The following is a 16,931-nucleotide window of genomic DNA, read 5'->3' on the forward strand; positions in this document are numbered from 1 at the left end:
GGTCTGTGAATATATACAGTGTTATCGACCCGGTTCAACGCAAAAACGGGTAGGGTGACAAGGGGCAATGTCAGTGAGGTATGGGATGTCGGGTTTCAAACTAGAAATTTCTGATCAAATCAGCGAGGAGTATTCGCTGCCCATCGAAGCCGGGCTCGGTGAGTTTAACGATGCGATGAGCGGGATAAACGACCGTAAACCGCTGGCGGTTGTGGTTCGCGATCGTGATAGCGGTAGCGTCGTCGGCGGGATGCTGGGGCGTTCGTCGCTTGGCGTACTGTTTATCGATCTTTTTTATTTACCGCCTGAGTTAAGAGCGCATGGATTAGGCAGCGAGATCCTGAGGACGTTTGAAACAGAAGGGCGCAGGCGCGGCTGTGTGGCTGGTTTTTTATATACCATCAGTTTCCAGGCTCCGGGCTTCTACCGCAAGCATGGCTGGGAGGAATTCGGCAAAATTGACTGTTTACCCGAAGGCACCAGCCGGTATTTTATGAAGAAAATGCTGTAATTCAGAAACAATAAAGGCCGGTTCTGGCCGGCCTTTAACTGTCTGCGCACGCCTTAAATATCGTCCACGGTATGGCCCACAACAATCTCTAAAGCATTGCGATAAACGTCGCACATGACGACGTCTTGAGTCGTTTCCAGGGCGTCAACCAGCCAGATAATAATCGCTTTATTGGAAACGCTCTTATTGGCAGTCAGAATGGCGGTGACGGCCTGACTGATGGCTGCATTTTCTTCCGCGTGCCGGTCTGCTGTGCTTCTTATAAAGTCGGATAATGCGTGATCTACGATTCCGGTATGCATTGCAGAGGTATTAGAAATTAGCTGTGTCATAGTCATTCACCGTTTTTCAGTTGTTGGCCATGGGCCGCTAGTGGACATTTTTTTCGTTAAACCGTTGAGTCTTAACTGCGCCTGAAAGCGCTTTTTTTTCTGTCTTTCCTGTCAGACGCTGGGAAATATTCCCCTCGATTTCAGCGATAATTTTCTGCAGCGCGTTACGTCGACGTAGTTCTTGTTCCGATATCAACATCGCTTCCAACCGGGCAACTAAAGCGCGCGTATTAATTGCGCTGTTGCTGTTCAGTAACGACAGCGCTGCTTCGCCGATAATCTCGTCCGTTAATTGTTCATCGTCGCTTCTCTTCACTTCGTTACTCCTGATTTCTTCGCCGGGGGTAAATACCGCTGGCATGAAGTCATTTGCCGGAGTCTGAGAATGAGGAAAATTCAGCATTTATACTTCAAGGTTACTCTCCCACCAGGGAGCGTACGCATTACTCTGATTGAACTCCGGGTGGATTATTCGCTAGCGAGTAAAAAGCATGCCCAACAGGGCGTGATAGTGCTTTTCTTCTTCCGGTTCAGAAACGCGATCGAGTCGAGAGAGCAATTTTGTACAGATCGCTTTTCTGTTCAGATTGCGGCCATCGCTGAGAATTTCGAGCACAATTTGCCCCATTGTTTCCTGCTCAGACGGCGGCGCAACGCGGCTAAAATAGCGCGCAATGTCATTTTCTACGCTGTTCTGACCAGTTGTAAAAGTGTCCTGTCGCATAAGTTGCTCCTGTAAATTCACACGTTGCAAGATGTTAACTAAGTTATGCAATTGCTATAAAAACTGTACACAAAGGTGTATTAGTTTGCCTGCTATTTTTTGACTAAAAATGCTAATCTTTATTTATCAATTGTTTATGTTTTAATTTTTTTAACTTATCGATACGTAAAATTGTACATTTTGATTAAAGGTAAATGGCGAGCAAAACATTCCATGTTGTTAAGTTGTTTAGACTTTGTTGAGTATGTGGCGACGTCAGGGTGGGGATCTGTTAAGTTACTCCCTTAACCTTTCGCTGGAACCCACCATGCTCACGACAGTTATTTACCGAAGCCACATCCACGCCAGCACGCCGTTTGAGGTTTTGGAGGCGATGGTTTCCGCGGCAAATGCAAAAAATATTGACGCTAATGTGACGGGGATCCTGCTATTCAACGGCAGACATTTCTTTCAACTATTGGAAGGCCCGGAAAAGAGCGTGCAGAAGGTTTATCACGCTATTTGTAAAGACGATCGCCATCACAACATTGTTGAATTGCTCTGTGATTACGCCCCGGCCCGCCGCTTTGGGCGAGTGGGCATGGAGCTTTTTGATTTAAGAGAGCACGATAAAAACGATGTCTTGCAGGTCGTTCTGGAAAAAGGGACTAGCCGATATCAACTGGCTTACGATGACCGGGCCTTGAGTTTTTTCCGGACCTTCATCGAATCGACGGAAAAAGAGAACTATTTTGAGATCCCTCCGGGTGATGCGTGGGAATTTATTCTCGATGCGCCGGCTCATTCGACATCAAGTCCACAAACGCTGCATAAAAAGATAGTTTTTCAACCGATTGTTGACCCAATGGCTCGTACTGTCGCGGCAGTAGAGGTGTTAGCCACGGAAGCTAATTCAGCGCCAGAGGAAGGGGGCGATGTATACCTGGCTGAACTGCTGAACGCGAAGGCCGCTTTCACCGCAGCATGCGCCGCTAATATTGGTGTGCAAACGCTATGCATCAATCTGCTGCCGATGACGCTGGTCATGATACCTGACGCCGTGGAACAATTGCTGGCGGATATTGAGGCGAACGGGTTTGTTCCCGAGCAGGTGGTTATTGAGTTTACCGAAAGCGAAATCATGCCGCAGATGGATGCGTTTACCGACGCTATCAGGCAGCTTAAATCGGCCGGTATCAAGCTTGCGATTGATGATTTTGGCGTCGGCTTTGCTGGGCTACAGCTGCTGGCACAGTTTCAACCTGAAAGGCTGAAAATTAACCAGTCGCTGATTCGGGGCATTCATAAAAGTGGGCCACAGCAGGCGATTATCCAGGCCATAATCAAATGCTGCGCGTCCCTTGAAATTGCGGTTTCCGCCACGGGTATTGAGCAACCGGAAGAGTGGATGTGGCTCGAGGCGGCCGGTATTTCTCACTTCCAGGGGAGTTTGTTTGCTAAACCCTGCGGCCACGGCGCTTTCCGTATTGCCTGGCCGGAGCGTAAAGCAGAGTTGTGATATCTGCCGCGTGTCGTGCCTCAAAGGCATCAGGTTTCACTTGTACAACTCTAAAAAAAATTGTACACATTGAACAGATTGACTAATGTTTCAATGGAGGCGTGGGATCTGTGTACGGGGAGGGACACTATGGCCTATTACACGATCGGTGATGTAGCAGAGCGATGTGGCATCAACCCGGTCACTCTGCGAGCCTGGCAGCGCCGCTACGGCTTGCTGAAGCCCCAGCGTAGCGAGGGTGGTCATCGCCAGTTTGATGATGCGGATATTCAGCGTATCGAAGAAATCAAATACTGGATGAGCAAAGGCGTTTCCGTAGGCAAAGTGAAAGCCTTACTGGAGCGCAGCCACGTGCCGGAAGAGCAGCTGTGGGTAACGCTGCAAGAAGAAATGATGCTTCTGGTCAGGAAAGTTAATCCTGGAAAGCTGCGTGAGAAGATTACTTCTCTCAGCCGGGAGCACAGCGCAGACTTACTGATTGATAACCTTTTGCTGCCCGTGAGGCAAAAACTTAGCCAGGATGAATCCACGGCTTTGTTGATGCGCAGCCTGCTGGATGGCGCGTTGATCTGCCATTGTGCCCAGAGCCTGGCGGCGGCGCAGAACCAAAGTTTGGGCGACATCCTGCTGATTGGCTGGCAGACGGACGATCGGGCTGCGTTATGGCTGGAGGCGTGGCGCCTGTCCCGCAGAGGCCTGACCGTGAACGTATTTGCCGATCCGGTGGATACGTTGCGTCCGGAGCTTTTCCCCGGGCAGCATATTTTCCTATGGGCGGGAAAGACGTTATCGACAGCCCAGCAGGAACAGCTGCTTCACTGGAAACAGTGGGGATACGACATTGAGCTCCATCAATAAGCGATAAAAAGCCGCGTGTGATACGCGGCTTTTTTGTTTCAGCGATCAGTACGCATCGCTGCTTTGCTTTTGGAACAGCTCCCGGAATACAGGATAAATATCATCCTGATCGCGGATATGCTGCATTGCGAAGTTCTCGAAAGTGGCCTGCAGATTTTCGTACTCGCGCCACAGGGTCTGGTGCGCCCGGCGGGTGATTTCGATGTAGCTGTAGTAGCGCACCACCGGCAGCAGTTTTTTCGCCAGGATCTCATGGCATAGCGGCGAATCGTCTGCCCAGTTGTCGCCGTCCGAGGCCTGCGCGGCGTAGATGTTCCACTGCGCCGGATCGTAGCGTTCATGTACCACTTCATCCATCAGCTTCAGGGCGCTGGAAACAATGGTCCCGCCGGTTTCCTGCGAGTAGAAGAACTCGTGTTCGTCCACCTCTTTGGCCTGGGTATGGTGGCGAATATAAACCACCTCCACGTTTTTATAGGTTCGGCTCAGGAACAGATAGAGCAGGATATAAAAGCGCTTGGCCATGTCTTTTGTCGCCTGGTCCATCGAACCGGAGACGTCCATCAGGCAGAACATCACCGCCTGGCTGGAAGGTTCCGGGCGCTTCTCGTAGTTCTTGTAGCGGAGATCGAAGGTGTCGATAAACGGCACGCGGGCAATTTTTTCCCGCAGCTCTGCAATCTCTTTGCGCAGGCGCTCCTCTTCCAGCAGTTGAGCGGGTTCGCTGCGGCTGACGGTGTCGAGGGTCTCTTCGAGTTCGTGCAGCAAACGGCGTTTACCCGCGCTCATTGCCGTCCGGCGAGCCAGCGAGTTTTGCAGCGAGCGAACAACGCTGATATTGGCCGGGACGCCGTTAGAGGTGAAACCTGCGCGATGGGATTTAAATTCGGTAATCTGCCGGTGCTGGTTACGTTTCAGGTTCGGCAGCGCCAGATCCTCGAACAGTAAGTCGAGATATTCATCTTTGGAGATCTGGAACACGAATTCATCCTGGCCTTCGCCGTCCTGGCTCGCCTGACCCTGGCCGCTTCCACCACCGCCGCCTCCGCCCTGCGGGCGCTCAATGCGGTCGTTTTGTACAAAGTGGTCGTTACCGGGATGGACGCGGTGGCGCAGGCCGCCGCGACCCTGATGAAACATCGGTTCGTTGATATCCTCACTGGGGATGGACACGGACTCGCCGCTGTCCACGTCGGTCACCGAACGCTTGTTGATGGCCCCGGAAATCGACTGTTTGATCTGCGCCTTATAGCGGCGCAAGAAGCGCTGGCGGTTGACCGCGCTCTTGTTTTTGCCGTTAAGCCGCCTGTCTATGAAGTAGGCCATAGTTCCCCCAACTGCTTATGCCAGGTGCGCAAACAGGCCACGCCGCCCGGCGTGACCTGCATGAAACTCCCTTAAGAAGACTTACGGACCCGCAGATACCATTCACACAACAGGCGAACCTGCTTGCGGGTGTAGCCTTTCTCCATCATCCGATCGACAAAATCATCGTGTTTCTTCTGCTCGTCGGTGGAGGTTTTGGCGTTGAACGAGATAACGGGCAGCAGCTCTTCGGTGTTCGAGAACATTTTCTTCTCGATAACCGTGCGCAGCTTCTCGTAGCTGGTCCAGTTTGGGTTACGACCGTTATTATTGGCCCGGGCACGCAGCACGAAGTTGACGATTTCATTGCGGAAATCTTTCGGGTTGCTGATCCCGGCCGGTTTTTCAATTTTCTCCAGCTCCGCGTTCAGAGATTCCCGGTCAAACAGCTGGCCTGTGTCCGGGTCGCGGTACTCCTGATCCTGAATCCAGAAGTCAGCGTAGGTGACATACCTGTCAAAAATGTTCTGTCCGTACTCTGAGTAAGATTCGAGATAGGCGGTCTGGATCTCTTTGCCGATAAATTCCGCATATTTCGGAATCAGGTAGCCTTTAAGGTACTCGAGGTATTTCTCTGCCTGATCCTGCGGGAACTGCTCGCGCTCGATTTGCTGTTCCAGCACATAGAACAGGTGCACCGGGTTCGCCGCCACCTCAACGTGGTCAAAGTTGAACACGCGGGAGAGGATTTTAAAGGCGAATCGCGTTGAGAGCCCGTTCATGCCTTCATCGACCCCGGCGTAGTCCCGGTATTCCTGGTAGGACTTGGCTTTCGGGTCGGTGTCTTTCAGGCTTTCCCCGTCATAGACGCGCATTTTTGAGTAGATGCTGGAGTTTTCCGGCTCTTTCAGGCGCGACAGGATGGAGAAACGAGAAAGCGTTTCCAGGGTGCCTGGGGCGCAAGGCGCGTGGGAAAGTTCGCTGTGGTTGAGCAGTTTCTCGTAGATTTTGATCTCTTCCGAGATGCGCAGGCAATAAGGCACCTTGACGATGTATACGCGGTCAAGGAAGGCCTCGTTGTTCTTGTTGTTGCGGAAGGTGACCCACTCGGATTCGTTCGAGTGCGCAAGAATAATGCCGTTAAACGGCAGGGCGGAGATACCTTCTGTGCCGTTGTAGTTCCCTTCCTGGGTGGCGGTCAGCAGCGGGTGAAGCACCTTGATCGGCGCTTTAAACATCTCCACAAATTCCATGATGCCCTGGTTGGCCCGGCATAACGCCCCGGAGTAGCCGTAAGCATCCGGGTCGTTTTGCGCGTGGTGTTCCAGTTTACGGATATCCACTTTACCGACCAGCGCAGAGATATCCTGGTTGTTCTCATCGCCGGGCTCGGTTTTGGCAATCGCAATCTGGGCCAGAATGGACGGCCAGACTTTCACCACGCGGAATTTGGTGATGTCGCCGCCAAATTCACTGAGGCGTTTGGCTGCCCACGGCGACATGATGGTGCCGAGGTAGCGGTTAGGGATGCCATATTCTTTTTCCAGAATGGAGGCGTCTTCCTGCGGGTTAAACAGGCACAGCGGATGGTCGTTGACCGGGCTACGCTCGCCGTTGGCGCTCAGCACGTAAATAGGCACGCGCTGCATCAAGGCTTTCAGGCGCTCGGCCAGGGAGGATTTACCGCCGCCCACCGGCCCCAGCAGATAGAGAATTTGTTTCTTCTCCTCCAGCCCCTGAGCCGCGTGTTTCAGGTAGGCCACGATCTGCTCGATAGCCTCTTCCATGCCATAAAACTCTTCAAATGCCGGGTAACGGGCAACCACCCGGTTTGAAAAGAGACGGGACAGCCGTGGCTCTGTGGCAGTGTCTACCATCACTGGCTCACCAATGGCCGTCAATAGCCGTTCTGCCGCATTCGCGTAGGCACTGCGATCTTGTTTACAGATAGCAAGAAATTCCTGCAGTGTGAACTCTTCGTCCTTGGCAGCTTCATAACGCTGGCGATAGTGATCGAATATATTCATGGCATGCCGTCCTTTCGTTTTTAGCACAGGTTAAAGAGCCGTTGGTATGTGTAATAGAGGCTCCCCGGAAGACGTCTGCTAAATGAACAGCAACCCTTGTGCCAGGTTGATACCGGGCGCTCACGCCGCCGTCTCAGCGATTCACCTTCCTAAAATAAAGCGTAGATGGCATTTGCAAAACTTGCATACGGCCAACGCTCAATTTCAATGACATATCAATAACTCATCCTAAAAATTTCGTATTTGAGATAAGCGACAGAGTTCGCTTTCATCTGGCTGACATAAAGCTGAAAATCCGCCGTCATCTGATTGCGGGAAGCTAAAAAGTTGGTTGAAGGTTGTGACTAAGTAAATTATTTGGGATGGGAGCCAAGGGCGGTTACACTTCCTGCGCTGATTATTTGATTAAAGGACTGAAAGGATTGTGACCAAATTCAAAATTCTCGCATTAGGCGTACTGCTAGCCTCCTCCGTTACCGCTGCACATGCAGAGGGCCCGTGGTCTATTGGTGCGGGGGCGCTGGTTTCGCCAAACCCTTACAAAGGTGACCAGAACCGCGTCTATCCGGCGCCTCTGCTGGGCTATGAAGGTGACAATTTCTACTTCCGCGGGTTTAACGCGGGTTACTACTTGTGGAATGACCAGGCCGACAAGCTGTCCGTGACCGCTTATTATTCGCCGCTGCATTTCAGGCCGAAAGACAGCAACTACGACAGCATGCGTGCGCTTGACTACCGTCATTCTACCGTGATGGCGGGCCTGTCCTGGGTGCATAACACCGACTATGGCTTCCTGCGTACCGTGCTGGCCGGGGATATCCTGAACAACAGCAACGGCATCACCTGGGATACCGCCTGGCTGTACCGCTACAACGCGGATAGCCTGACGGTCACGCCGGGGATTGGTGTCGTGTGGGACAGCAAGAATCAAAACGACTACTACTATGGCGTGAGCGGCAAGGAGTCCAACCGCAGCGGCCTGAACGAGTACGATGCGGGTAACAGCTGGTCACCGTACGTTGAGCTGTCCGTCAACTATAAGCTGAACGCCGACTGGAACGTGTTCGGTATGGGCCGCTATATGCGTTTGTCCAAAGAAGTGACCGACAGCCCAATGGTCGACAGCAACTGGACTGGTGTGCTGCTGACGGGCGTGAACTACAGCTTCTAATTGGTGCAATCAGTGCACTAAAACGGGGCGCTTACGCCCCGTTTGCTTTTTAATGGGGCAGAGGTTAGCGGCCTTTGCCCTAAGCTGGTGAAAGGCGTTTAGCCTTTCTTCGCCACGCTGATGGTCTGGCTCAGACGGGTAGGTTTCTCCGCGCTGGCTTTCTGTTTTTTCGACGCGCAGGCGGTTTCTACGCAGACGAAGGTTTTGTAGCCGTCGTCCGGCATATCGCCCATCGAAACGGACAGCGCCGGGCCTGGGTTCCAACCCACCACGTTGTAATGATGGTGATGAACCACGTTCAGGGTGCGCTTCAACGGGCTGGCATCATGAATGACGCTGCACTCTTCCGGCTCCAGGTAGAGACGATCGGTGCGGTCAGGGAAGGTTTGTACGCCGTCGGTCAACTGGCCCGGGGCTTCATTCAGCACTTTATCAATATACGGATTACCCAGACCGCTGACTTTTACATCCGCGATGTCGCCGACATTGAAGTAGGTGTGCAGGGCCGAGGTGGTTTCGAACTCACCGTGTGCTTCCAGCTCGATTTCACAGGTTTTGCCTAGCTTGAAGCGGGCATACAGCGTGAATTCATGCGGCCACAGTTTTAGCGTCTCGGCATTGTTATGCAGCTCAAAGGTCAGCACCACGCCGTTGGCGTCTTCATTATGCGCGCTCAGCGTCCACGGCTGGTTGCGAGCAAAACCGTGCGCCGGCAGGCCTGGCTGCTCCGCCGGGCCAAACCATGGCCAGCAAATCGGCACGCCGCCGCGCAGCGCTTTGCCTTTATGGAATGGGGTGATGTCGCTCAGCCAGAGTACTTCATCTTCGCCTGCGGGCTGCCAGGAGAGCAGATGTGCGCCCTGGAGCGCGAAAGATGCCCGAACCTGTGGGTGATCAACGACGATGACGTCCAGTTCATCGTTTATGCGGCGGGTAAGGGCAGGGGTAATTTGTTCGACGACCGGAAGTGCAAAAATTTTATTAATCATTTCTTTTTTCCTTAGTCCTGGTTATTTGAGGCAAAAAAAAGAGCGACCGAAGTCGCCCTTTAGGATCAGGTTCCATCTCAACTTATTTGGAGATGTGAGCGATCAGATCCAGTACTTTGTTGGAGTAGCCAGTTTCGTTGTCGTACCAGGAAACCAGTTTCACAAAGTTGTCGTTCAGTGCGATACCCGCTTTAGCATCGAACACGGAAGTCAGTACTTCGCCGTTGAAGTCGGTAGAAACTACGTCATCTTCGGTGTAGCCCAGAACGCCTTTCATTGCGCCTTCGGAAGCAGCTTTGATTGCTTTCTTAATTTCTTCGTAAGAAGCAGCTTTTTCCAGACGAACGGTCAGGTCAACAACGGACACGTTAGGGGTAGGAACGCGGAACGCCATACCAGTCAGTTTGCCTTTCAGCTCTGGCAGTACAACGCCTACAGCTTTAGCAGCACCGGTAGAAGAAGGGATGATGTTCTGAGCTGCGCCGCGGCCGCCGCGCCAGTCTTTGTGAGACGGGCCATCAACGGTTTTCTGAGTTGCGGTGGTAGCGTGAACGGTGGTCATCAGGCCTTCAACGATACCGAAGTTGTCGTTGATAACTTTAGCCAGTGGAGCCAGGCAGTTGGTGGTGCAGGATGCGTTGGAAACGATGTCCTGGCCTGCGTATTTTTCGAAGTTAGCACCGCGAACGAACATTGGGGTGTTGTCTTTGGAAGGACCAGTCAGAACAACTTTTTTCGCGCCAGCAGTGATGTGCTTACGAGCGGTTTCGTCAGTCAGGAACAGACCAGTTGCTTCAGCAACAACGTCAACGTTCACTTCGTTCCACTTCAGGTTAGCCGGGTCACGTTCTGCGGTAACACGGATAGTTTTACCGTTAACAACCAGGTTGCCGTCTTTAACTTCTACAGTACCGTTGAAACGACCGTGAGTTGAGTCGTACTTCAGCATGTAAGCCATATAGTCAGCGTCTAACAGGTCGTTGATTGCAACGATTTCGATGTCAGAACGTTCCTGAGCAGCACGGAAAACGATACGGCCGATACGACCAAAACCGTTGATACCTACTTTGATAGTCATAGTATTCCACCAGCTATTTTTTAGTGAATAAAAGGTTGGCTGTAAAATTACAAAAACCTTACGCAGCGTCAAGCGGAATCGTGTCAATCATTGCGACAAATCAATCCTGTGACCAGGGTTTGTACGACTGAACGCCTCACGCTTCCTTTTGGGCTTAAATCCAAATGGGGACGATGCGGGGAATTTTAAACGCCAGTCCCAACAATAATGTGATTCACGTCACGCTTTGTGCCGTGCCAGAATTTCAGGGCTAAGTTTAGAACAAAAAGCAGCACGGTGTTGTTAATTTTTTGTTAGAATGGGGCCGTGAGCTGTCCCAATTGAACTGACCGAGATGTACACCTATGTCTAATCAATTACCCCCTGATTCAAATAAGAAAAACCTCAGCGAGATGCAATACTACGTGACCCAGAAGCACGGCACTGAACCACCGTATTCAGGGCGTTTACTGCATAATAAGCGTGACGGGATTTATCACTGTCTGGTGTGTGAGGCCCCGCTGTTTCTTTCGGAAACAAAATACGACTCAGGCTGCGGCTGGCCAAGCTTCTACGAGCCTGTCAGCCCCGATGCCATCCGCTATCTGACCGATAATTCTCACGGCATGGAACGCGTTGAAATCCGCTGCGGCAGCTGCGACGCGCACCTGGGCCATGTGTTCCCGGATGGCCCGCAGCCGACCGGGGAGCGGTATTGCGTTAACTCGGCCTCGCTGAGCTTCACCGACGGGCAAAATGGTGAGCAGGTTGAGGGTTGAAGAATCGATTCAGCTAATTATTCTGCGACGGGGTGCCCAATGAGCAATCTGGATGAGATGTTGAGCGTGATGACGCCGGAAATTTATCAGCGCCTGGCGACCGCGGTCGAACTGGGAAAGTGGCCTGATGGCGTGGCGCTGACCCAGGAGCAAAAAGACAACAGCCTCCAGTTGGTGATGCTGTGGCAGGCGCGCCACAACACGGAGGCGCAGCACATGACTATCGACACCAATGGCCAGATGGTGATGAAGAGCAAGCAGCAGCTGAAAGCGGAGTTTGGCATCGAGCCTGCGCCGTTTGTGACGATGAAGCTGCAGTAAACAAAAAGGGAGACTCACTGGTCTCCCTTCGTTTTTCTGCGCTAACCGCTATTTAGCGTGATCGATGCCCAGCGACTCGGCGAGCTGTTTCGCCAACTGGTTGTTGTCATCCGCGCCGTATTCCCAGAACATCGCGCCGCCCAGCCCCTTCTCCTTGATGTATTCGGCTTTGATTTTCACCGAACGTGGGTTCTCATAGGAAATGGCAAACAGCGGTTTACCTTCAGCAGACTTCAGCGTCAGGTACGGCACCTTCGCGTCGTCATCCCACTCTTCGGTGAAGCGCTTCTGCGGGTCGTTCAGCATTTTCTTCACCAGGTCGTTGTATTTGACGTAAGTGTCTTTCGTCAGCTCCACGCCCAGCGCGGTTTTAAACAGCTCCAGCTCACGCTCGCCGAAGTAGGGCTGTGTGACCGGATTTTTCTGCGCGTCGGGTTTTGACCAGTCAATGCCCGGCTCTACGGCACGCTTAGGTACGCGGCCATAGAAGCCGATGCCGAGGTTCATCTGCGCTGGTTTCAGCCCGGCTGCGAGATAGTTATTTACTACGAAATCAGCGCTGTACTTGTCGGCTTCGGCAACGGTCGGCCACTTTTTCGAATCATAGAGATTCGAGTTGAAGTACTGCGTACCGTACGCCATGTCGTAGGTCATCAGGTTGATGTAGTTCAGCACCGGCGCAATGGCTTTCACATCAACCCAGCTTTTCGGGCTTTCAGCATTGGCCCCGACGGCAATGGTAACCAGTTTTTTATCGCCCACGGCTTTACGCAACTCTTTCAGCAGGGCGGTGAAATTATCCCGGTCGGCATCCAGCTTATCCACCAGGCCCCAGGCACCATTTACCGGGAACTCCCAGTCGAGGTCGATCCCATCCAGGCCATATTTGTCCATCACTTCCTGCACGGAGCGGATAAACACCGCGCGGTTTTCAGGGGTTGCTGCTGCGGCAGAGAAACCGCGAGCCCCCCAGCCACCAACGGACAGCAAGATTTTCAGCTGTGGATTCTGCTTCCGCAGTGCCGGCAGGGTTTCAAGGTCGGAGACAACTTTTGGGGAAAGATAGATTTGATGCAGTTTTGACGAGTCTTTCAGCGCTTCGTTGGTTTCGCCTTTCTCGTCGTTATAAATCAGGCCAAAGGAGTAATTGAGGTGGGTAATCTGGCGAACATCAAGCTTATTGATATCCCCACCGGGACCGGCAGTGACGTCGCCGCCGCCGTTGAAGTAACCCACGGAAAGCAAAGATTCAGCCTGCGCAACGCCGCTGCAGGCGAGCGTCACCGCGGCCACCAGCGGTAACATTTTACGTGTGAATGACATAATGATTCCTCTTTGACGGGCACAACATAAAAGCTCCCCGGCCACGCTTAACAGACGAAAACGGCGGAAAGCGAAATCAGCTAACGTGCTGAATAAATTCACTGAATATGATTATGAGAGCGCTCCCAGGCGAGGGCGAGCAAAAAAAGCGTAGAGTGTGAGCGGAATCGATACAAAAGTGCGGGGCGGGGGCCGCCCCTACAATTATTGGCAGGTAAAATCGGCGAAGGTCATTAGCGTGGCGCCTTCAACCGCCATCTCCTGGAATGCGTCCAGACTGCTCTGGGGCCGCAGGTTCACGCCTCGACAGCCATCGGTGATGACGGTGACTTCATAACCCAGTTCCAGCGCGTCCAGCACGGTAAATTTCACGCAGAAATCCGTTGCCAGCCCCAACACCACCAGGCTGCGGATGTCGTGCTCGCGCAGCCAGGCATCAAGCTCCGTTTGCTGCCGGTGGCCGTTATCGAAAAACGCGCTGTAGCTGTCGATAGCCGGATTTTGGCCTTTATGGACGATCTTATCGATGCCGGAAGCCTTCAGCAGTGGGTGAAGTTTCGCCCCTTCGCTGTTCTGAATGCAGTGATCGGGCCACCAGGTTTGCGCCAGGCCGTCGAGCATGCCCTCAGAAAAAGGTTCAGAGCCTTGCGTACTGGCGAAACTTCCGTGCTTTGCCGGGTGCCAGTCTTGAGTGGCAACCACGTTTTCTCCGCAGGCGTTAAACAGTTCGATAAGCTGGTTAGCGACCTCAACGGTGCTGTCACCTTCCGGGACGGCGAGCGTGCCACCAGCACAAAAATCGTTCTGCAAATCAATCAACAGCAAAGCACGTTGCGCCATTGGCGTTCCTTATTCGTCGGGGGTGAGTTCACCACGCAGGTTGCACGACATGGCATCACGGATCGCCTGGGCATCCAGACCCTGGCTCAGCAGATAGTGAAGCTTGGTTAACGTCGCTTCCACCGTCATATCAAAGCCGCTGATAACGCCAGCCTGCGCCAGCGCGTTGCCGGTCGCATAGCCGCCCATGTTCACTTTGCCGGACATACACTGCGTGAGGTTAACCACCACGATGCCGCGCGCGCTAGCTTCCTGCAACTCTTTAATGAACGCGCCCTGCTGCGGGGCATTACCCACGCCGTATGAACGCAGGATCAGCGCCTTGACCGGCTGACGCAGGAAGTTGCCCACAACGTCGGCAGAAATGCCTGGATAGATGGTGACCACGCCAATCGGCTGCGGCGTGATCGGGTGAACAATCAGCTCGCCTTCACCGTGCGGGGCTGGGGGCGTATTCAGCTTCCGGATGTGGATCCCGGCTTCCAGCAGCGGCGCCAGGTTAGGAGAGGCAAAGGCATCAAAGCCGTCGGCATGGGCTTTGGTGGTGCGGTTCCCGCGATAGAGACGATTGTTGAAGAACAGCGTCACTTCGTTGATCGGGTAGTTGGCCGCCACGTACAGCGAATTGAGCAGGTTGATTTGCCCGTCAGAACGCAGCTCCGCCAGCGGGATCTGCGAGCCCGTGACGATCACCGGCTTGCTGAGGTTCTCCAGCATGAATGAGAGCGCAGAGGCGGTAAACGCCATGGTGTCCGTGCCGTGGAGGATCACGAAGCCGTCATACTCGTCGTAGTGGGCTTTGATGTCGTCGGCGATGTGCTGCCAGTCTTCAGGCGTCATGTCCGAAGAGTCCATCAGCGGATCGTATTCGTGGATCGTGAAGTCCGGCATTTCCGGGCGGTGGAATTCAGGCATCATCGCCAGCTGGCGCTGGAGATGGCCGGAAACAGGAATGTAGCCGTGTTCAGAACGCTGCATCCCGATAGTACCGCCGGTGTAGGCAACGTAGATAGATTTCTTTGGCATAGTTTTGCTCGAGGCTTTCGATATTTGCGGCAGAGTATAGAGAGGATGGCGGAAAAAAAAAGCCCGGTTTAACCGGGCTTTGATTCATTTGAGTAAATTAACGCACATCGCCGCAGGTGAGGCAGAAGGCGTAACGGTTTTGCGGATCGTTCATGGTGCCGAATTTGTCATTCTGGGCCTTGACCGCCAGCGCGGCGTCCGCCAGTGGCGCTGGCAGGTAAGCCTGAATGGCCTGCGGCAGCGCGGCGCGTACCGAGCCGGTCATGGCGTTAAAGACCATGTCGGTGAAGGTCGCGTCATCCTGCCAGAACGCCAGGTGCCAGCTTTTCAGTTTCGCCAGCTCGGCAGCTTTGGCCACGGCATCGTCAAAGTCACCCAGGCTGTCCACCAGGCCGTTGGCTTTGGCATCTTCCCCGGTCCAGACGTGACCCTGAGCAATCTGATCGATTTGCTCCGGCGTTTTCTTACGGGACGCCGCCACCAGGCCAATAAAGCGCTTGTAGCCGTTATCAATGCTGAGCTGCATCATTTGCTGTACTTCAGGCGGCAGCTTCTTGGTCACGGCCACGTCGGCCAGCGGCGACGTTGATACGCCGTCGGTATGCACACCAATCGCGTCGAGGGTGTTCTCTACGGTGTTGATGACGCCGAAAATACCAATCGAGCCGGTCAGCGTGCTTGAGTTGGCGATGATGTAGTTCGCCGGGGTGGAGATCCAGTACCCGCCGGATGCCGCCATGCCGCCCATGGAAACCACAATTGGCTTCCCGGCTTCACGCGCAGCGACAAGCTCTTCACGGATGGTTTCGGACGCAGTGACGCTGCCGCCAGGGCTGTTTACGCGGAAGACGATGGCTTTCACCTTCGGATCCAGACGCGCTTCACGGATCTGCATGGCCGTCGTATCGCCGCCGACCTGGCCCGGAGTTTCTTCCCCGTCCATGATTGCGCCGTTGGCGAAGATCACCGCGATGGCGTCGCCTTGCTCAGACGGTTTTTTCACGCTGTAGTCGTAAATACTGGTGTAGCTAAAGTCTTTGTTAGCTTTGCTCCAGCCGAATTGCTTAACCAGCGCCTTGTCCACGGCCGCACTGCTTGCCAACTCGTCCACCAGCTTGTTGTCCAGCGCATATTTAGCGGTATCGCCACCTAACTTCTGCAGATTATCCAGCAGCGCCTGAGCGCCGGGGAAAGCCTGCTGAGCGGTGATCTGGCGGTTGGCCGCGATGGTGTTCAGGTAGTTTTGCCACAGCTCGCCAATCCAGCGGCTGTCCGCGTCGCGCGCGGCAGGGGACATATCGTCGCGGATATATGGTTCAACCGCTGATTTGTAAGTGCCGACGCGGAAGACGTGGGTCGAGACCTTCAGCTTATGCAGCAGGGTTTTGTAATACAGCGCGTTGGTGGCAAACCCGTGCAGGTCAACCATGCCCTGCGGTGAGAGCCAGATTTTATTGGCAAAGCTTGCCAGATAGTACTGACTCTGGTTATAGCTGTCGCCCATGGCATAAACCGGCTTGCCGCCGTCGCGGAACTCGCGCAGCGCTTTACCGATGTACTGCATTGACGGCTGGTCGGCCCCGGCGAAATCTTTCAGATCCAGCACGATGCCGGTGATATTGCGATCGTCTTTCGCCTGACGAATGGCGTCGACGATGTCGAACAGGGAATTTTCCTGCAGACGGTCAGAGCTGGCGCCCACCAACTGGCGGCCAATCACGCCCAGCTTATTGCTGACCGACGGTTTGTCTACCACCACGCCGGTGATGTCCAGCAGCAGCGCCCCGCGCGCAGGTTCTGCAGGCGTGCTTTTTACCTGCATCCAGATGCCGACGCCGACCAGGATCAGCAGAATAAGGAACAAGTTGAGAATAAATTCCCGAATAAAATTAAGCAGACGCCAGGTCCACTTAAAAAAGCCGCTAATAAATCGCCCAATGGTGCGCATGTTTTCTCCATAACCTTCAACAGGGGTATTACCCGCACGCCGCAATGAAGCTGGCTAAAGCGGCGAAAGTAAAGGCTATCCTAAAGAGAGGGCGAGGAAATGTCAGCAGGAAATCGGGGCGGCGCTGTAACAAAAACTACGGCTGTGTTAATTTTGTGAATGAAAATCATTTAACGGACTGGGGCAACCTCCGCGCTTTGCCAGTCATTTCATGTCAGTAAG

Annotated in this window: 17 protein-coding genes; 6 read left to right on the plus strand and 11 right to left on the minus strand. The window is 53.6% G+C overall.

Features of this window, described 5'->3' with window-relative positions:
• The first annotated feature begins 85 nt into the window (after window positions 1-85).
• A complete protein-coding gene (locus tag ACR6JA_RS01685) occupies window positions 86-511 on the plus strand; it encodes a GNAT family N-acetyltransferase (RefSeq protein WP_494493404.1) in 426 nt (141 codons plus the stop codon).
• Between the two features lie 53 nt (window positions 512-564).
• Here ACR6JA_RS01685 and ACR6JA_RS01690 read toward each other — a convergent pair whose 3' ends face one another.
• From ACR6JA_RS01690 to ycgZ, 3 genes are all read right to left on the minus strand, one after another.
• Complete coding sequence (locus ACR6JA_RS01690) at window positions 565-843, minus strand: biofilm development regulator YmgB/AriR family protein (RefSeq protein ID WP_494493405.1); 279 nt, start codon at window positions 841-843, stop codon at window positions 565-567.
• Window positions 844-880: 37 nt separating this feature from the next.
• Window positions 881-1,246 carry a hypothetical protein gene (locus tag ACR6JA_RS01695; RefSeq protein ID WP_494493406.1) on the minus strand — a complete coding sequence of 122 codons (366 nt, stop codon included), beginning with the start codon at window positions 1,244-1,246 and terminating at the stop codon, window positions 881-883.
• Between the two features lie 72 nt (window positions 1,247-1,318).
• Window positions 1,319-1,567 carry a regulatory protein YcgZ gene (ycgZ, locus tag ACR6JA_RS01700; protein WP_213715677.1) on the minus strand — a complete coding sequence of 83 codons (249 nt, stop codon included), beginning with the start codon at window positions 1,565-1,567 and terminating at the stop codon, window positions 1,319-1,321.
• 307 nt (window positions 1,568-1,874) lie between these two features.
• On the opposite strand from ycgZ, the gene ACR6JA_RS01705 reads away from it, so the two are divergent.
• Together ACR6JA_RS01705 and ACR6JA_RS01710 are read left to right on the plus strand one after the other, a co-directional pair.
• Window positions 1,875-3,065 carry a diguanylate phosphodiesterase gene (locus ACR6JA_RS01705; protein ID WP_213715676.1) on the plus strand — a complete coding sequence of 397 codons (1,191 nt, stop codon included), beginning with the start codon at window positions 1,875-1,877 and terminating at the stop codon, window positions 3,063-3,065.
• A 129-nt stretch (window positions 3,066-3,194) separates the two neighbouring features.
• Window positions 3,195-3,923: a MerR family transcriptional regulator gene (locus tag ACR6JA_RS01710; protein WP_494493407.1), complete on the plus strand. Its 729-nt coding sequence runs from the start codon at window positions 3,195-3,197 to the stop codon at window positions 3,921-3,923.
• 45 nt (window positions 3,924-3,968) lie between these two features.
• On the opposite strand, the gene ACR6JA_RS01715 is transcribed toward ACR6JA_RS01710, so the two are convergent.
• On the minus strand, window positions 3,969-5,249 hold the full coding sequence (locus ACR6JA_RS01715; RefSeq protein ID WP_494493408.1) for a YeaH/YhbH family protein: 1,281 nt from the start codon (window positions 5,247-5,249) through the stop codon (window positions 3,969-3,971).
• A 71-nt stretch (window positions 5,250-5,320) separates the two neighbouring features.
• A complete protein-coding gene (yeaG, locus tag ACR6JA_RS01720; RefSeq protein ID WP_008456669.1) occupies window positions 5,321-7,255 on the minus strand; it encodes a protein kinase YeaG in 1,935 nt (644 codons plus the stop codon).
• A 424-nt stretch (window positions 7,256-7,679) separates the two neighbouring features.
• Between yeaG and ACR6JA_RS01725 the strand changes: the two genes are divergently transcribed.
• Window positions 7,680-8,426, plus strand: coding sequence for a MipA/OmpV family protein (locus tag ACR6JA_RS01725; RefSeq protein ID WP_008456668.1), 747 nt, complete (start codon window positions 7,680-7,682; stop codon window positions 8,424-8,426).
• 98 nt (window positions 8,427-8,524) lie between these two features.
• Here ACR6JA_RS01725 and ACR6JA_RS01730 read toward each other — a convergent pair whose 3' ends face one another.
• Window positions 8,525-9,415 (minus strand): D-hexose-6-phosphate mutarotase, encoded by an 891-nt coding sequence (locus ACR6JA_RS01730; protein ID WP_494493409.1) that lies wholly within the window; start codon window positions 9,413-9,415, stop codon window positions 8,525-8,527.
• An 82-nt stretch (window positions 9,416-9,497) separates the two neighbouring features.
• Window positions 9,498-10,493, minus strand: a complete 996-nt coding sequence (gene gapA, locus ACR6JA_RS01735) for a glyceraldehyde-3-phosphate dehydrogenase (RefSeq protein WP_008456666.1) — start codon at window positions 10,491-10,493, stop codon at window positions 9,498-9,500.
• Between the two features lie 344 nt (window positions 10,494-10,837).
• Between gapA and msrB the strand changes: the two genes are divergently transcribed.
• Complete coding sequence (gene msrB, locus ACR6JA_RS01740) at window positions 10,838-11,251, plus strand: peptide-methionine (R)-S-oxide reductase MsrB (protein WP_008456665.1); 414 nt, start codon at window positions 10,838-10,840, stop codon at window positions 11,249-11,251.
• A 39-nt stretch (window positions 11,252-11,290) separates the two neighbouring features.
• Entirely contained in the window at window positions 11,291-11,572 is a 282-nt protein-coding gene (locus tag ACR6JA_RS01745; RefSeq protein WP_008456664.1) for a YeaC family protein, read from the plus strand.
• A 48-nt stretch (window positions 11,573-11,620) separates the two neighbouring features.
• Here the strand turns inward: ACR6JA_RS01745 and chiD are convergent, their stop codons facing one another.
• The 4 genes from chiD to sppA form a co-directional block, all read right to left on the minus strand.
• A complete protein-coding gene (gene chiD / locus ACR6JA_RS01750) occupies window positions 11,621-12,895 on the minus strand; it encodes a chitinase ChiD (RefSeq protein ID WP_494493410.1) in 1,275 nt (424 codons plus the stop codon).
• A 204-nt stretch (window positions 12,896-13,099) separates the two neighbouring features.
• The gene (gene pncA, locus ACR6JA_RS01755; RefSeq protein ID WP_494493411.1) at window positions 13,100-13,735 is read right to left on the minus strand and encodes a bifunctional nicotinamidase/pyrazinamidase; all 636 of its coding nucleotides are present in this window, start codon (window positions 13,733-13,735) and stop codon (window positions 13,100-13,102) included.
• Window positions 13,736-13,744: 9 nt separating this feature from the next.
• Window positions 13,745-14,761: an asparaginase gene (ansA, locus tag ACR6JA_RS01760; RefSeq protein WP_008456661.1), complete on the minus strand. Its 1,017-nt coding sequence runs from the start codon at window positions 14,759-14,761 to the stop codon at window positions 13,745-13,747.
• Between the two features lie 97 nt (window positions 14,762-14,858).
• Window positions 14,859-16,709, minus strand: a complete 1,851-nt coding sequence (sppA, locus tag ACR6JA_RS01765; protein WP_494493412.1) for a signal peptide peptidase SppA — start codon at window positions 16,707-16,709, stop codon at window positions 14,859-14,861.
• Between the last annotated feature and the right edge of the window lie 222 nt (window positions 16,710-16,931).

Source organism: Cedecea sp. B1(4) (assembly GCF_059414925.1).

Bases quoted from the DNA above. Each gene is read 5' to 3' on its own strand.
- ACR6JA_RS01685 (WP_494493404.1), top strand. From the start codon at position 86: ATGTCGGGTTTCAAACTAGAAATTTCTGATCAAATCAGCGAGGAGTAT.
- ACR6JA_RS01690 (WP_494493405.1), bottom strand. From the start codon at position 843: ATGACACAGCTAATTTCTAATACCTCTGCAATGCATACCGGAATCGTA.
- ACR6JA_RS01695 (WP_494493406.1), bottom strand. From the start codon at position 1,246: ATGCTGAATTTTCCTCATTCTCAGACTCCGGCAAATGACTTCATGCCA.
- ycgZ (WP_213715677.1), bottom strand. From the start codon at position 1,567: ATGCGACAGGACACTTTTACAACTGGTCAGAACAGCGTAGAAAATGAC.
- ACR6JA_RS01705 (WP_213715676.1), top strand. From the start codon at position 1,875: ATGCTCACGACAGTTATTTACCGAAGCCACATCCACGCCAGCACGCCG.
- ACR6JA_RS01710 (WP_494493407.1), top strand. From the start codon at position 3,195: ATGGCCTATTACACGATCGGTGATGTAGCAGAGCGATGTGGCATCAAC.
- ACR6JA_RS01715 (WP_494493408.1), bottom strand. From the start codon at position 5,249: ATGGCCTACTTCATAGACAGGCGGCTTAACGGCAAAAACAAGAGCGCG.
- yeaG (WP_008456669.1), bottom strand. From the start codon at position 7,255: ATGAATATATTCGATCACTATCGCCAGCGTTATGAAGCTGCCAAGGAC.
- ACR6JA_RS01730 (WP_494493409.1), bottom strand. From the start codon at position 9,415: ATGATTAATAAAATTTTTGCACTTCCGGTCGTCGAACAAATTACCCCT.
- gapA (WP_008456666.1), bottom strand. From the start codon at position 10,493: ATGACTATCAAAGTAGGTATCAACGGTTTTGGTCGTATCGGCCGTATC.
- msrB (WP_008456665.1), top strand. From the start codon at position 10,838: ATGTCTAATCAATTACCCCCTGATTCAAATAAGAAAAACCTCAGCGAG.
- ACR6JA_RS01745 (WP_008456664.1), top strand. From the start codon at position 11,291: ATGAGCAATCTGGATGAGATGTTGAGCGTGATGACGCCGGAAATTTAT.
- chiD (WP_494493410.1), bottom strand. From the start codon at position 12,895: ATGTCATTCACACGTAAAATGTTACCGCTGGTGGCCGCGGTGACGCTC.
- pncA (WP_494493411.1), bottom strand. From the start codon at position 13,735: ATGGCGCAACGTGCTTTGCTGTTGATTGATTTGCAGAACGATTTTTGT.
- ansA (WP_008456661.1), bottom strand. From the start codon at position 14,761: ATGCCAAAGAAATCTATCTACGTTGCCTACACCGGCGGTACTATCGGG.
- sppA (WP_494493412.1), bottom strand. From the start codon at position 16,709: ATGCGCACCATTGGGCGATTTATTAGCGGCTTTTTTAAGTGGACCTGG.